Origin of the sequence: Sphingobium sp. DN12 (assembly GCF_051058005.1) — a bacterium.
Classification (GTDB): Bacteria; Pseudomonadota; Alphaproteobacteria; order Sphingomonadales; family Sphingomonadaceae; genus Sphingobium; species Sphingobium yanoikuyae.
This window is the reverse complement of sequence record NZ_CP173717.1, coordinates 3,222,366-3,236,340: the sequence shown is the minus strand read 5'-3', so window position 1 is coordinate 3,236,340 and position 13,975 is coordinate 3,222,366. Positions and strand designations below refer to the sequence as shown.

Here is a 13,975-nt window from a genome sequence, read left to right as displayed (position 1 = left end):
CCGGGTTGCCAGAGCGGCATGGCGGCATGAGCCTATGAACGGCATTCATGAATGTGACGGCAATCCGCTGGTCGGCCGCAATATGACACGCGCAGCGGGATCGGGGGCGAATCCGCGCACAATGCCATGGGACGATGAGGACCACCGCCACATCCGCGATGGGCCATGCGCCCTTGGACATTCTGCGTCTAATATATAATATGGCATAATCGATATTTCTAACGAATGGATCAATGGATCTCCGCCATCTCCGCTATTTCCTGACTGTTGCCGAGGAAATGCATTTCGGCCGGGCCGCACTGCGCCTGGGCATATCGCAACCGCCGCTCAGCCAGCAGATCCGGGCGCTGGAGGAGGAACTGGGCGTGCGCCTGTTCGACCGCACCAGCCGCCGCGTCCGCCTGACCGAAGCGGGGCGGCTGTTCGAGCCGGAGGCGCGGGCGACATTGGTGCAGGCGGATCGTGCCAGCCAGACCGCGCGCCGGGCGCAGCGTGGCGAGATCGGCCATCTGGGGCTGGGCTTCACCGCGTCCGGCCCGTTCGTGCCGCAGATCGCCAGCGCCCTCTATCGCTTTCGTCAGACCTATCCGCAGGTCGAATTGATCCTGCGCGAACAGGGGCGGGACGAGCAGATCGAGAATGTGCGCAACCATCAGCTCGACATCGGCCTGGTGCGCGACTTCCTGCCGCCGGTCCTGCCCGAGGACATGGTGTCGCACTGCCTGTTGACCGAGGATATGCTGCTGGCACTGCGCGACGATCATCCGCTGGCGCTGCGCAAGGAGGATCCCAGCATCACCGATCTCGCCGGCGAGCCGCTGGTCCTTTATGGCGCGCCCAATGGGGCGGGCTTTACCGAGCATTTCTTCGCCCAGTGCGAGGCGGCGGGCTTCGTGCCGCGGATCGCGCATGAGGCGCGCAGCCTGGCGACCTTGCTGGGGCTTGTCTCCGCCGGCTTCGGCCCGACCGTGATCGCGCGGTCGATGGCGCGGCTGCATGTCGACAATGTCGTCAACCGCCGCTTCACCTCGCCCGTCACCAGTTCGCTATGGATGATCCACCATCGCACCCTGTCGCCCCCGGCCGAGGCGTTCCGCGCGACCGTGCTGGAGGACAGCCCGGCGCGCTGACATGGCTCAGGGCGTCGGGGTGGCACCATCCTGCGCGAACCAGGGTTCGGCCAATTTGGCAGGCGTCGGCCAGATTTCATCCAGCGTGGCGGGATCGTAAAGCCGGCCATTCTTCATCACCGCGCCGATCTTCTGCGCATTGGCGATGTCGGCCAGCGGGTCGGCGTCCAGGATCAGCAGGTCGGCAAACTTGCCCGGCTCCAGGCTGCCGACATCGTCGCTATGGCCGATCACCTCGGCCGACCCGATCGTCGCGGCCTTCAGCGCCTCCATCGGCGTCGCGCCGCCAGCGGCGAAGGCCTGCAATTCCCACTGATAGCCCAGCCCCTGAATCTCGCCATGGCTGCCAAGGCCGACGAGGCCGCCAGCGCGCTGGATCTTCACCGCATCGGCCGCGATCTTCTGCCAGCTCTGCGCTTCGGGCGGCATCCAGTGGCGGTTGCGCAGCTTGTCGCTGACGATCCCCGCCGGCACGAAATGGGTCCATTTCGCATCGTCCTGCGGGCGCTTGTTGATGATGAAGTCGAACAGCGCCGGGGTGGTGCCATAGGCGACCAGGATGGTCGGCGTGTAGCTGGTGCGGCTCTGCGCGAACAGGCGGACGATATCCTCGCGCAGCGGCGACACCGGGATGCTGTGCTCATTGCCGGAAAAGCCGTCGATCGCGTGGGTCAGGTTCAGCACCATGTCGCTCGCGCCCTCGGTCGTGGGCATCATGCCCAGTTCCGCCGCTGCCTCGACCATATATTGGCGCTGGGCGCGGTCGCCGATCATGTAGCTCTTGATGTTCCGCGTGCGATAATGGTCGCGATAGCGGGTGAGGACGTCGACTGCATCCTGTTTGCTGTGGATTTCCGCATTCACGAACACGCCCGGCCCGGTCGACCAGGCGCGCGGCCCCCGCATCATGCCGGCATCGATCATGTCCTGATAGGCGAAGATGTCGGTAGTGAAGGGCTGCGGGTCGAGCGCCGACGTGACACCGAAGGCCAGGTTTGCGGCAAAGTCCCAATGGCCGCGTTCCTGGATGCCGCGCCGTATCTCGAACCAGTGGGCATGGGTGTCGACGAAGCCGGGAACGATGAACTTGCCGCCGACATCGCGGATCGCCGCGCCCTGCGGCACGGCGACCGATCCGCTGGCGCCGACCGCGACGATGCGGTTGTCGGTGATGACGATATCGGCATTGCGGATCACATCCTGTCCGCCGGCCATCGGCATGACGGTCGCGCCGCGCAGCACGACGCTGCCGCGGGGCACATCGCGCGGCAACTCGACCGGCAGGGCGAAGCTCTGCGCCGCCGTCTCGGCCGCGCCCGGTGCCGCGTTCAATGCCTGATCGATCGGCAAGCGGCGGAAGGTCGACCCGACCGACCAGGTGATGGTCGCGCCCTTGTCGGCCCAGTCGATGAAGTCGGCGCCGACCCGTGTCAGCTTGCGCCGCGCCACCGCCGGCGTATAGAGATTGACGGTCGCCGGCTCGCCGCCATTGGCCGGCGGAATGTCGACCAGATAGGCCTGGCTGAACGACTTGATGAGCGCGCGACTGCCGTCCGGGCTGATCCGCACATCCTCGACCGGTGCCGGACCGGGGAAATATTGTCCCAGCCCATGGGCCAGCACGCGCAGCAGCGGCTGCGGATCGCCGCCTGCCAGCGGCACGGAGGACAGGCCGCCCGCGCCATAGAAATAGAGGGTGTCACTTTCGCTGCCGAACTGCGGCTGGCGCGCGCCCATGGCATGGGTGATCAGCCGCGCCGCGCCGCCGCCGACGGGCATGTGGATGATGTCGGTCGGGCGCGCGGGATCGATCTCCGACGCGGTGCGCAGCCGGTCATATTGGTTCGCGCGCAACGCCACCACGCCCTTGCCGTCGGGGGTGAAGATGGGTTGGCTGTAATAGGCCGCGACCTGCGTCAGCCGGCGCGGCGTGCCGCCCGTCGCCGGGATCGTCCAGACATGCCCGCCCTCCTTGGCGGTCCAGCTGACATAGGCGATGCTCTTGCCATCGGGTGACCAGCTCGGCTGGAAGGCATCGGCCGCGACAATGCGTCTGGGTGTCATGTTCGCTGTCAGCTTCTGGACATAGAGGCCGCCCAGAGCGGTGAAGGCGACGCTGCCGCCATCGGGCGACTGGCGCGGCGCCTGCACCACGCGGACGCGGACCGGGCCGGTCTCTTCCGTCTGCCGCACGCGGGTCAGCGGGCCGAGGCCCAGTTGCACCGGCGCGGTGAAGGGGATGTCGCTGATCTTGCTTGACGCAATGTCGAGCCGCCTGATCCCGCCGCCGATGCTCATCAACATCGCCTTGTCGCCCGGCATGAAGCTGAAGCGCGGCAGCAGGTCGGCATAATAGCCGCCATCCTGGCCGTCCCGGTCGATCGGGAAGGCGATCCATTTGTCCTCGCCGGTCTCCAGATTGCGGAGCCTGAGACCGTCCTTCTGGCCCTGCCGGCTGGCATAAGCGAGCAGCTTGCCGTCATGCGAGAGCGCCGGGCGCATCGCGCCGCCGGCCGACTGGATGATCGTCTCGTCCTGCCCGCTCTTGAGGTCGCGGCGCGCGATCGACCAGTTGGGCAGGTCATTCTCGGTCCAGGTATGGCCGCGCTTGGTCGCATAATAGAGATAGCGGCCATCGGGCGTCGCGACCGCGCCCATGGCATTCATCTTCGCGTCCCAATTGTCGGGCGATCCCGCCTTGGTGATCTGGATGCCGCTGCCGCCGTCACGGTCATACATGAACAGCTCGAACGCCAGGATCGAATGGACCGTGCGCGAGACATAGACAGAGCGGCCATCGGGCGACCAGGCCGGCGAGGAATAGATGGCGAGCGACTGGTCCTGCGACAGCTGTTTTAGGCCGGTGCCGTCGACATTGGCGATCCAGAGATTGGTGACGCCCGACCGGTCGGAGAGGAAGGCGAACTGCTTGCCATCGGGCGAGAAGACCGGATTGCGCTCGAACGCCATGCCGGTCAGCAGCGGCCGCGCCGTGCCACCGCCGGCGTCGAGCGCATAGATGTCGCCGAGCAGGTCGAACAGGATCGTCTTGCCGTCCGGCGACATGTCGGGCTGCATCCAGGTTGCCTCATGCGCGTCATAGCGCAGCGTCCGGGTGGGCGTCAGGCTCAGCCCCTTGCTGTCCTGCGCCAGCGCGGGATGGGCACAGAGCAGGGACGCACCCAGCAGCAGGGAGGCAAGAGAACGCATTGCGGCCTTTCGGTCAGAAGCTAGGAAGGCAGATAAGGAACGGGGCCGCAGCCTTGCGGATGCGGCCCCGTTCTTCAAGGCGGTTAGAGGCTCCAGTCGGCACGCAGGCCGATGGTGCGCGGCCGGATGATCGAGCCCTGCGGCGTCGCCGCGTCGTTCGCGAACGGGGCGTTCAGCACGCCATATTTGTCGAACACATTGTTGGCGAAGGCCATCAGCCGGACCTTCTCGCCCAGGCTGACCGAGGCGCGCAGGTCGAACACGTTGAAGTCGCCACGGCGCGAGACATCGTCGAAGCTGGTCGGCGCCGACGAGAGGTAGCGATGGGCAATGTCGAAGCTGGGCGCGCCGGTCACATCGGCGAAGCTGAGCGTCAGATTATTGGCGATCGACCATTTGGACGAACCCGGCAGCGTCGTGCCCTTGGCATAGCCGCCCAGCCCCGCGACGTCGAACGGATAGGGCAGGAATTCGGTCAGTTCCGCATCCTGCCAGGTGACGTTGGTGGTGAAGTGGACGATCTTGTTGACATTCACCGTGCCGGAAAATTCCACGCCGTCGACGCGCGCGCCACCAGCATTGACGACATAGGAATAATAGGAGGGCGCCGGGCCGAACAGACGCGCCTGGATATTGTTCCAGTCGAGGTGGAAGCCGGTCAGGTCGATGGCGAAGCGGCCGTCGGGCGTCTGCGCCTTCACGCCGATTTCGTAATTCTTGACCTTGTCGCTCTCATAGGCCTCCGGAATGCTGGGCAGCAGGCCGGCATTGGGGTTGATGCCGCCGACGCGATAGCCCTGCGAATAGGTGGCATAGACCATGACATCCTTCGAGGGACGCCAGGCGATCGTCGCCTTGGGCAGGAATCCGTCTTCCTTCTGGTTGACGCTGCCGCTGCTGTCGGTCGGCGTATAGCCGCCTTCATAGCCGCCCAGCGCACCGGCCTGGTTCAGCACGTCGGCCTTGGCGGTGGTGTCATAATAGCGACCGCCCAGCGTGATCTCGATCTGCTCCACCGGCTTGTAGGACAGTTCGCCGAACACGCCGAAATCCTCGTTCGTGCTCTTGGTGAAATAGCCATAGAGGCGGTCGCCCGGCGTCAGCTGCGCACCGGAATAGCCCCCGAACAGGTCGGGATTGGCGTCGATATAGTCGGCGGCACCGGCCTGGAAGATCTGGTCATAGCTGTTCTTCTTGGCCTGCAAATAGCTGACGCCGACCAGCCATTTGAACGGACCGTCGCCGGCCGAGGCGAGGCGGGCCTCCACCGTCTTGATGAGCGCATCGGCCTCGCCCAGCGAATAGGCCGCACCATCGCCGGTGGTGACGCCGGTCACATAGGCATAGGGGTAGGAGAAGATGGTGGTGTTGGTCTTCTTGGTGATCGACCCCAGCACCGTCAGATTGGCGATGTCGCTCACTTCCTGGTCCAGCCGCAGGCTGTTCATCCAGAACTTCGTCTTCTGGGTTTCGGCGCGCGGCAGGTTGCGGACATAGGGGTTTGGCAGGTCGAGATAGGTCTGGTCGTCCAGCTTGCTGTCCTGCCAGCTCGACAGATAGGTGACCTTGGTCGTCTCGCCCAGATTGGCGACGATCGATCCGCGCAGGCCGCGGGTGCGATAATCGTTCGAGCCGTTCACGCCGATGCCAGGATTGTCGAGATAGCCCGCGTCCGACCGCTGCAGCGCGACCAGGCGCAGCGCCAGCTGATCGGCGACCAGCGGGATGTTGATCATCGCCTTGGCGGCATAGTTGAGTTCGCCCGAGGCATTCTTGGTGGTGCCGATCAGGCCCGATGCGGCGGCGTCGACCTTGGAAGGATCGGCGACATTGGCGACATAGTTGACGAGGCCGCCCAGCGTAGAGGAGCCGAACAGCGTGCCCTGCGGCCCACGCAGCACTTCGACGCGCTGCAGGTCGAACGTGTCGACGTCGGGGATGCCGATCGGGAAGCCCGGCTCCACCACCGGCACTTCGTTGAGATAATAGCCGACCGTGGTCTGGCCCTGCTCATGATAGGTGGTGGCGGCGACGCCGCGGATCACGACTTCGGAAATGCCGGGCTGGTAATCGTTGAACACCACGCCGGGCAGGCGGACGATATAGTCCGACAGGCTGTTGGCGTTCATCTTCTTGAGCTGCTCGCCGGTGACGGCGCTGATCGGCAGGGCGACCTGGCGAATATCCTCGTCGCGCTTGCCGGCGGTGACGATGATCGTCTCGCTGTCGCTGTCGCTGGCGGCCGGGGCCTGGGCAAGGGCGGTGCCGGACAAGATGGTCGCGGCCGCGATGGCGGTGAAACTCACAGTCTTGAGATGCGTCAGTCTGTTCATTGTCATTCCCCTTATAATGTGAGAACCGGCCTTGTTCCGGCCGGCTTGCTCCCTTGCTCGGTTATTAGATGTCGCTCCCTTCGCCGAAGCGCTGGCGACCGCCGACGATCGTGCGCAGCACCTTGGTCGCGCCGATCTTCGCCGGATCGATCGCGAACAGATCGGCGTCCAGCACCGCGAAATCGGCCAGCATGCCGGGCTTCAGCAGGCCCATCCGGTCATCGCTGAAACCGGCAAAGGCGTTGGTCGCGGTATAGGCGTGCAGCGCCTGGAGCAGGCTGATCTTCTGCTCGGGCAGCCAGCCGCCCGGATTGGCGCCGTCGATCGTCTGGCGCAGCACGGCGGCGGCGACCCCGGTCAGCGGATCGAGCGGCGCCACCGGCCAGTCCGATCCGAAGGCGACCTTCGCCCCGGCGTCGAGCAGCGACTTGAACGCATAAGTGCCCTTCAGCCGCTCGGCGCCGACGCGCTGGATCGCCCAGCGTCCGTCGTCGATCGCATGATAGGGCTGGACCGATGCGATGACCTGCTGCTGCGCGAAGCGCGGGATCGCGGCCTGGGTCAGATGCTGGGCATGTTCGATGCGGAAACGGCGGTCGCGCTTGCCATTCTTCGCGGCAGCGGCGGCAAAGATGTCGAGCGCCTCGTCATTCGCCTTGTCGCCGATGCCGTGGATGGTGATCTGCAGGCCCGCCGCGTCGGCATCATTGGTCCATTGCTGCACGTCGGCGCGCTTGTGGATCGGGAAGCCTACATTGTCGGGCGCATCGTCATAGGGCTTGTAGAACATCGCCGTGCGCGACCCTAGCGACCCGTCATATTGCAGCTTCAGCCCACCCCAGCGGACCCAGTCGTCGCCGCGTCCTTCGGCATCGATCAGCGTCTTGAGCTTCGACCAGTCCTGCAACGGTACGAAGGAATAGAAGCGCATGTCGGTCTCGCCCTTGGCACGCAGGCGGCGCAGCGTGTCATGGGTGATCCAGTCCAGTTCGGTGGTGTGGACCTGGACCACGCCCTTGGACAGGCCATGGGCGATGCCCTGGCGCGCGGCATCCTCCTTGTCGGCGTCGGTCGGCGCGGGGATGGCGCGCTTGACCAGATCCATCGCCGCATCCTTCAGGATGCCGGTCGGGTTGCCATCCTTGTCGCGCACGATCATGCCGCCGGCTACATCGGGGGTGTTGCGGTCGATCCCGGCCAGTTTCAGCGCCAGCGAATTGAGCGCCAGCATGTGCAGGTCCAGCCGCTGCACCGCGACTGGGGTATGGGGCGTCACCGGGTCCATCCAGCTGCGGTCGGGCAATTCGCCGCCCCATAGCTCCGCGTCCCAGCTGCCGCCCTGCAACCATTGGCCGGGCTTCAGGCTCTTGGCCGCCTCGCCGACGATGCGGGCAAATTCCTGCGGGCTCTTCGCCTCGCGCAGATTGGGCTGGCTCAGCAGATAGGAGCCGGTGAGGAAATGGGTGTGGGCGTCGGTGAAGCCGGGCATGACGAAGGCGCCGCCCAGATCGATGATACGGGTGGTCTTGCTCGACTGCGCCTTGACCGCCGCCGCGCCGATCGCGGCGATGCGTCCATCGGCGATGCCGATCGCCGATCGCGCCGTCGGCATGCCCTCGCCGGTCCAGACCGTCGCGTTGACATAGGCGGTGTCCAGCACCTGTCCCTTCGCCCACAGGCTGCTGCTCAATGCCAGTCCGGCCAGGCCGGTCGCACCCCCGGCCAGCATTTCGCGTCGGCTGAACATCATTGCTCTGCTCCCTCGTGGCTGGTTTCGTCCAGCCGGTCCTCATTGTAGATCTGCATCCAGTCGCGCAGCCCGCCGGGGGCCAGGCTGCCGACAATCTCGTTGATGCCCTGGCGGCTTTCGTCGCGGCCCAGCTTGAATCGGCCGTCGATCGCGCGGACATGGGCGCGAAAGCCGATGATATGCTTCATCATCGGTTCCAGCCGCGCGCCGGCATCGTCGATATGCCAGGGGGCGGCGCGGCCCGCCTCCATCCGGTCGGTCAGCGTCTCGATCGATTCGCGCGTCGCCTCCGGCAACAGCTCGACATCGACGGTCAGCACCGCCATCGCATAGTTCCAGGTCGGCACCCATGTCGGGTTCGACTGCATTTCGGGTGAGATATAGCCCTGCGGCCCGTTCACCAGCACGGTGGCGCGGGGCGCCGCGCGCAGTTGCGCGACCTGGGGGTTCGACAAAGCGAAATGGCCCAGCAGCGACACCAGCGCACCGTCCACGTCGCATTCGGCCAGCAGCGGCAGCGGCGTCGCGCCGAAGCCGGCCTCGCTATGGGAAACGATCCAGCAGAGCGGATGGTCGCCGATCAGGGTGACGATGTCGTCCGGGGAACGGGGCGCATATTTCATATGCATGACACTGCGCCGGCATTGGACCCGCCCGAAACATCCAATTCAGGAAAGTGAAGGGGTCCAAGTAAGGATCAGGGTTCGGCGCAGCGGCGCAACGCCTGCAACACCTCTTTCGCCTCCTCCTCGGTCAGGCTGGCAAAGCCGATGCGCAGCCCCCGCTCGGCCCCTTCCTCGGCCGCATAGCTGTGCGAGGAGGCGAAGCTGAGGCCGATCTCGGGTGCCCGCGCTTCCAGCCGGTCGAGCGCCGCCATGTCCTTGAACTGCAACCAGAAGGCGAGGCCGCCATCGGGCAGGCGATAGTCGATCAACCTGTCCATTTCGCTGTCAAGATTGCGCGCGAAGGCGTCGCGCCGCCGGGCGTAGATTTGCGCCGTCTTGCGCACATGGCGGCGCACCTCGCCGCTCTCCAGCAGTTCGGCGGCGGCCTCCTCCGTCACGGTATTGCCCATGCCGTCGATCAGCGAGATCTGATAGGCCAGCGCGTCGACGACCTTGGGCGCGGCAGCGATATAGCCGATGCGCAGCGCCGGCACGAGCAGCTTGGACATCGACCCGGCATAGATCACCCGCGCCGGCGCGTAGCTCGCCATCGGCAGCAGCGGCTGCGCGCCGAAGTGGAACTCATGGTCATAATCATCCTCGATGATCGCGAAGGCGAATTGCCGCGCCAGTTCCAGCAGGCGCAGCCGCCGCTCGGGCCGCATCGACACGGTGGTCGGGAACTGGTGGTGCGGCGTCACGAAGATGGCGCGGACGCGATGCTTGCGACAGGCCCGCTCGACATCGGCGACATCGACCCCGTCTTCGTCCAGCCCGACCGTGACGATCTTGGCCCCACAGGCGCGGAAGGCGGCGACCGCCGGCTCATAGGTCAGCCGTTCGACCAGCACCGCGTCGCCCGGCCGGATCAGGATGCGCGCGGTCAGGAACACGCCCATCTGGCTGCCGCGGGTGATGCAGATATTTTCCGCGCCGACCATCAGCCCGCGCTGGCGCCGCAACATGCTGGCGATCTCCTGGCGCAGCCGGGGCGATCCGCGCGGGTCGCGATAGTGGAGCGCGTTGGCGCGCGAGGCCCCCTCCGCCGCCTTGCGATAGGCGCGGGCCAGCAGGTCGGCGGGGAAGAGGCGCCCGTCGGCGACGCCCTCGTCCAGCTTGCGCCATTTGCCCGCCGGGATGGCGATCAGCCGGTCGGGCGCGGCAAGGAAGGGATATTCGGTTTCGTCCGGCTGGCGGGTGTCGGGGGCGATCGGCGGGGCAGGGGCATCGTCACTGCTGGGCAGGGAGGTCGACACGATCGTGCCGCGCGTGCCTGCGCTCACCAGCCAGCCTTGCGCGATCAGTTCCTCATAGGCGGTGACGATGGTCTTGCGATTGACCTCCAGCGCGACCGCCAGTTCCCGGCTGCTTGGCAGGAACTCGCCGGGCAACAGCCGGCCGCGCTCGATCTCGTGGATCAGCCCATGGGCGATCTGCATGTAGCGCGGGCTGTCCGGCGCGATCCGCACCCGTTCCTTGAGCGGCAGGGTCCAGGGGCGCAGCATCCGTGTGGCGATCAGCGCTGCGATGCCGCCAGGGCCATGTCGGCAAGGGCGATCGTCCCGAGCGGCCCGGCGCGGTCGCCCAGTGCCGGGTGGGCGACATAGTCGTCCATCGATGCGATCGTCGCGGCCGCGCCATAGGCCGCCAGGCTGGCGGTCAGTCGATCGCGGATCAACGGCATCAACTGGGGCTGGCCCATGGCGACGCCGCCGCCGATCAGGATACGCTGGGGCAGGCTGGTCAGCGCCAGATTATGGCACATCGCCGCCAGTGCATGGGCGACGAACGACCATTGCGGATCATCAGCGGACACATCGCGTCCGCGCTGGCCGGTCCGCGCCTCGATCGCGGGACCATTGGCCAGTCCCTCCAGACAATCGCCGTGGAAGGGGCAATTGCCTGCAAAATCGTCTCCGGCGGTGCGCGGCACGCGCATATGCCCGGCCTCGCTATGGCCCAGTCCGCGCACGGGCATGCCGGACACGATGCTGCCCACGCCGATGCCGGTGCCGACCGTGACATAGGCCCAGCTGGTCAACCCCTGCGCCGCGCCCCAGCGACCTTCGGCCAGCGCCGCACCATTGACGTCGGTATCGACCATGAAGGGGCGTCCGGCCGCGAGGTGGGTGATGTCCGTTCCGCTCCAGCCCGGCTTGGGCGTGCTGACGATCGAGCCGAAACTGGCCGACGCCGGATCAAGATCAAGCGGTCCGAAGCTGCCAAGGCCCAGCGCGGCGAAATCCCATCCGGCCAATGTCGCGGCCACCGCCGACAGGGTCTCTGTGGGCGTGGTGGTCGGAATATCCACCTGCGCCCGGATATCGTCCGGTCCGGTGCCCAAGACGCAGATGCACTTGGTACCGCCCAGTTCTACGCCTGCCAGCATCGGTTCATGCTCCCCAGATGGTTTGCGCATAGGCAAGGAAATTGCCGCCCAATATCTTCTCGATACGGGCCGTCGAATAGCCCTTGGCGCGCAGCAGGCCGGCCAGCTTGCGGAACTGGTCTGGTCCGCGCAGGTCGACGACGAAGGGATAGGTGTCGGACCGTTCGCCCTTGGCGCTGATCCCGGCGGCCTGGCGCGCGGCGATTTCCTTGGCCAGCACCGCCTCATAGGCCTTGAGGTCATCAATCTGGGTCACCGTGCCGTCGGTGCCAATGCCGACATGATCCTCGCCGCACAGCTTCACTGCATGGTCGATATGGGCGACGACATGTTCGGCGCGGGCATGGCCGGACAGATCAAGGAAGGGCATGAAATAGATGCCGACGAAGCCGCCGCGATCGGCGACCAGCTTGAGTTCCGCATCGGTCTTGTTGCGGGGCAGGTTGGTGACCGCGCGGCAGCCGGTGTGATTGATCGAGATCGGCTGTTTCGAGATACGCGCCGCCTCCAGGCAGGTCTGCTCGCCACTGTGCGACAGGTCGACCATCACCCGCTGCGCATTGCAGCGCGCGACAACCTCGCGCCCGAACGGGGTCAGGCCGCGATTACCCGGCGCCATCGATCCGTCGCCCAGTTGATTGGCGGGATTATAGGTCAGCTGGAAGATGCGCACGCCCAGATTGGCGAAGATATCGACCCGGCTGGCGTCCTGGCCCATCATCGCGCCATTCTGGAATCCGTAGATCAGGCCGACTTTCCCCTCCGTCTTGGCGCGACGGATATCGGCGGCGGTCAGGATCTTCATCAGGTCGCGGCTGTTGGCGCGCACCTGCGCATCGGTTTCGGCAACTTCGCGCACGCTCTGCTCGAACGGGTCATCCGATCCGGAGACATAGCCGATGGTGATGTTGACCGCGGTCAGGCCCGAGGCATGGGCTTCGGCCAGAACGCGCGGGCTGAACTGCGGAACGAGGGAATCGGCCGGCTGGTTGGGATCGCCCAGGCCGCCGAGCGCATTGATGACGATCATGTCCTTGATCGGATCGGCGTCCACGCCCGCTGCCCGCGCGCCGCTCGCCGCCAGCATCGCGGCCGATACGCCCATGAAATTGCGCCGATCCAGCTTCATTCGTCGTCCCCCATCTCTTGCTTGGTCACCGGCACATAGGCGGTGCGGGCATAGGCTTTGCCGCGCTTCACCACCGTCTCGATCGTCTGGATATTGGCGATGTCGGCGACCGGATCGCCTTTCAGCACCACGAAATTGGCGAGCTTGCCCGGTTCGATCGAGCCCATTTCCTTGCCCTGTCCCGCTGCCTGCGCGCCGACCAGCGTGGCGGACCGGATCACCTCGACCGGCGGCATGCCGACATTGCGGGCCAGGAAGAGCAGTTCCTCATGGACGGCAGGCCACGGATCCTCGGCCTCGCCAACGAAGTCGGTGCCGGTGGAGATGGGGACACCCATCTTCCACGCCTGACGGGTCAGGCGGATGGTGAGGTCGCCGGTGCAGCGCAGCGGCTTCGCCTTGGGATCGGCCTTGCGCCTGGCCTCATATTTCACGAACAGCGCGCCGGTCGCGTCGAGGATCGTGCCCTGTTTCAGCATCGCGCGGAACAGGTCGGCCATCACCGGATCATCATCGCCCGGCGCCAGCAGATTTTCATGCACCGGCGTCCGGTCCTCATAAGCCGCCAGCATCACCGGCTCGCGCTGATAGGCGAGATAGCAGACATGGCTGATCGCATCCGGCCCGGCGGCGATCACATCGGCCGGGCGGGTGGGGAAGACGGAACTATGCGCCCAGACCAGCATATGCTGGCGATGGGCGGCGGCGGTCACGGCTTTGACCTGGCGCGGAGTGAGGTCGGCATAGACCTTGATCGCGCTCGCTGACGTGCCACGCGCCAGGGTGATGGCTTCCTTGAGATCAGTCTTGTCGTCGATCGCCTGCATCCAGGGCGCGGTGCCCGGCGCCACCCCCTGGCTGGCGGCGGCGACGCGCGGATCGGCAAAAAAGGGCCGGCCGGCCATGATCGCGGCATAATAGATGTCGGGCGCCGGAATTTCCGCCATGCGCGCCTCGCGTGCCAGTTCGCCGACCGATCGCAGATCGTCGGCCATGTCGCGCACTGCCGTCACCCCGCCATAGAGATTGCGGCGCAGCATCGCCCTGGCCTGAACCGCGTTGGGCGGGGTCGCCATATGGACATGGCTGTCGATCAGGCCGGGGATGACATAGCGCCCGGCCAGATCGACCTGCTTGGCGCCCGCGACATCGGCGGCGGGCAGGCTGCCATGCGGCGCCAGCGCGAGGATCCGATCGCCGCGCACCAGCATGTCCTGATTGCCGCGCGGCGCCGCGCCGGTGCCGTCGATGATGGTCGCGCTGCTATAGAGCACCACTTCCTCCGCCGCTTTGGGCGGCTGGGCGAAGGTGGTGAAGGGCAGGGCGCAGGCGATCAGGGCAGCAAGGCGGGCGCTTCTCATCATCTATC

9 protein-coding genes are annotated in these 13,975 nt (G+C 66.2%); 1 reads left to right on the top strand and 8 read right to left on the bottom strand.

What is annotated here, in order from left to right; genetic code table 11:
- The first annotated feature begins 233 nt into the window (after window positions 1-233).
- Window positions 234-1,130: a LysR substrate-binding domain-containing protein gene (locus ACI6S0_RS15125; protein WP_010339681.1), complete on the top strand. Its 897-nt coding sequence runs from the start codon at window positions 234-236 to the stop codon at window positions 1,128-1,130.
- Between the two features lie 6 nt (window positions 1,131-1,136).
- Here ACI6S0_RS15125 and ACI6S0_RS15120 read toward each other — a convergent pair whose 3' ends face one another.
- The 8 genes from ACI6S0_RS15120 to ACI6S0_RS15085 form a co-directional block, all read right to left on the bottom strand.
- Window positions 1,137-4,340, bottom strand: coding sequence for an amidohydrolase family protein (locus tag ACI6S0_RS15120; RefSeq protein ID WP_434403582.1), 3,204 nt, complete (start codon window positions 4,338-4,340; stop codon window positions 1,137-1,139).
- A gap of 83 nt (window positions 4,341-4,423) precedes the next feature.
- Window positions 4,424-6,673: a TonB-dependent receptor gene (locus ACI6S0_RS15115; RefSeq protein WP_434403581.1), complete on the bottom strand. Its 2,250-nt coding sequence runs from the start codon at window positions 6,671-6,673 to the stop codon at window positions 4,424-4,426.
- 64 nt (window positions 6,674-6,737) lie between these two features.
- Window positions 6,738-8,423: an amidohydrolase gene (locus tag ACI6S0_RS15110; protein ID WP_434403580.1), complete on the bottom strand. Its 1,686-nt coding sequence runs from the start codon at window positions 8,421-8,423 to the stop codon at window positions 6,738-6,740.
- Window positions 8,420-9,052: an FMN-binding negative transcriptional regulator gene (locus ACI6S0_RS15105; RefSeq protein ID WP_434403579.1), complete on the bottom strand. Its 633-nt coding sequence runs from the start codon at window positions 9,050-9,052 to the stop codon at window positions 8,420-8,422. Before ACI6S0_RS15105 ends, ACI6S0_RS15110 begins: the two co-directional genes overlap by 4 nt.
- 68 nt (window positions 9,053-9,120) lie before the next feature.
- Window positions 9,121-10,593, bottom strand: coding sequence for a PLP-dependent aminotransferase family protein (locus ACI6S0_RS15100; RefSeq protein ID WP_434403577.1), 1,473 nt, complete (start codon window positions 10,591-10,593; stop codon window positions 9,121-9,123).
- An 11-nt stretch (window positions 10,594-10,604) separates the two neighbouring features.
- Entirely contained in the window at window positions 10,605-11,477 is an 873-nt protein-coding gene (locus ACI6S0_RS15095) for an ROK family protein (protein ID WP_434403576.1), read from the bottom strand.
- 4 nt (window positions 11,478-11,481) lie between these two features.
- Window positions 11,482-12,606 (bottom strand): dipeptidase, encoded by a 1,125-nt coding sequence (locus ACI6S0_RS15090; RefSeq protein ID WP_434403575.1) that lies wholly within the window; start codon window positions 12,604-12,606, stop codon window positions 11,482-11,484.
- Window positions 12,603-13,967: an amidohydrolase family protein gene (locus ACI6S0_RS15085; protein ID WP_434405956.1), complete on the bottom strand. Its 1,365-nt coding sequence runs from the start codon at window positions 13,965-13,967 to the stop codon at window positions 12,603-12,605. The genes ACI6S0_RS15090 and ACI6S0_RS15085 overlap by 4 nt, the downstream gene beginning before the upstream one ends.
- Window positions 13,968-13,975: the final 8 nt, after the last annotated feature.

Bases quoted from the DNA above. Each gene is read 5' to 3' on its own strand.
- ACI6S0_RS15110 (WP_434403580.1), bottom strand. From the start codon at position 8,423: ATGATGTTCAGCCGACGCGAAATGCTGGCCGGGGGTGCGACCGGCCTG.
- ACI6S0_RS15085 (WP_434405956.1), bottom strand. From the start codon at position 13,967: ATGAGAAGCGCCCGCCTTGCTGCCCTGATCGCCTGCGCCCTGCCCTTC.
- ACI6S0_RS15125 (WP_010339681.1), top strand. From the start codon at position 234: ATGGATCTCCGCCATCTCCGCTATTTCCTGACTGTTGCCGAGGAAATG.
- ACI6S0_RS15095 (WP_434403576.1), bottom strand. From the start codon at position 11,477: ATGCTGGCAGGCGTAGAACTGGGCGGTACCAAGTGCATCTGCGTCTTG.
- ACI6S0_RS15120 (WP_434403582.1), bottom strand. From the start codon at position 4,340: ATGCGTTCTCTTGCCTCCCTGCTGCTGGGTGCGTCCCTGCTCTGTGCC.
- ACI6S0_RS15100 (WP_434403577.1), bottom strand. From the start codon at position 10,593: ATGCTGCGCCCCTGGACCCTGCCGCTCAAGGAACGGGTGCGGATCGCG.
- ACI6S0_RS15115 (WP_434403581.1), bottom strand. From the start codon at position 6,673: ATGAACAGACTGACGCATCTCAAGACTGTGAGTTTCACCGCCATCGCG.
- ACI6S0_RS15090 (WP_434403575.1), bottom strand. From the start codon at position 12,606: ATGAAGCTGGATCGGCGCAATTTCATGGGCGTATCGGCCGCGATGCTG.
- ACI6S0_RS15105 (WP_434403579.1), bottom strand. From the start codon at position 9,052: ATGCATATGAAATATGCGCCCCGTTCCCCGGACGACATCGTCACCCTG.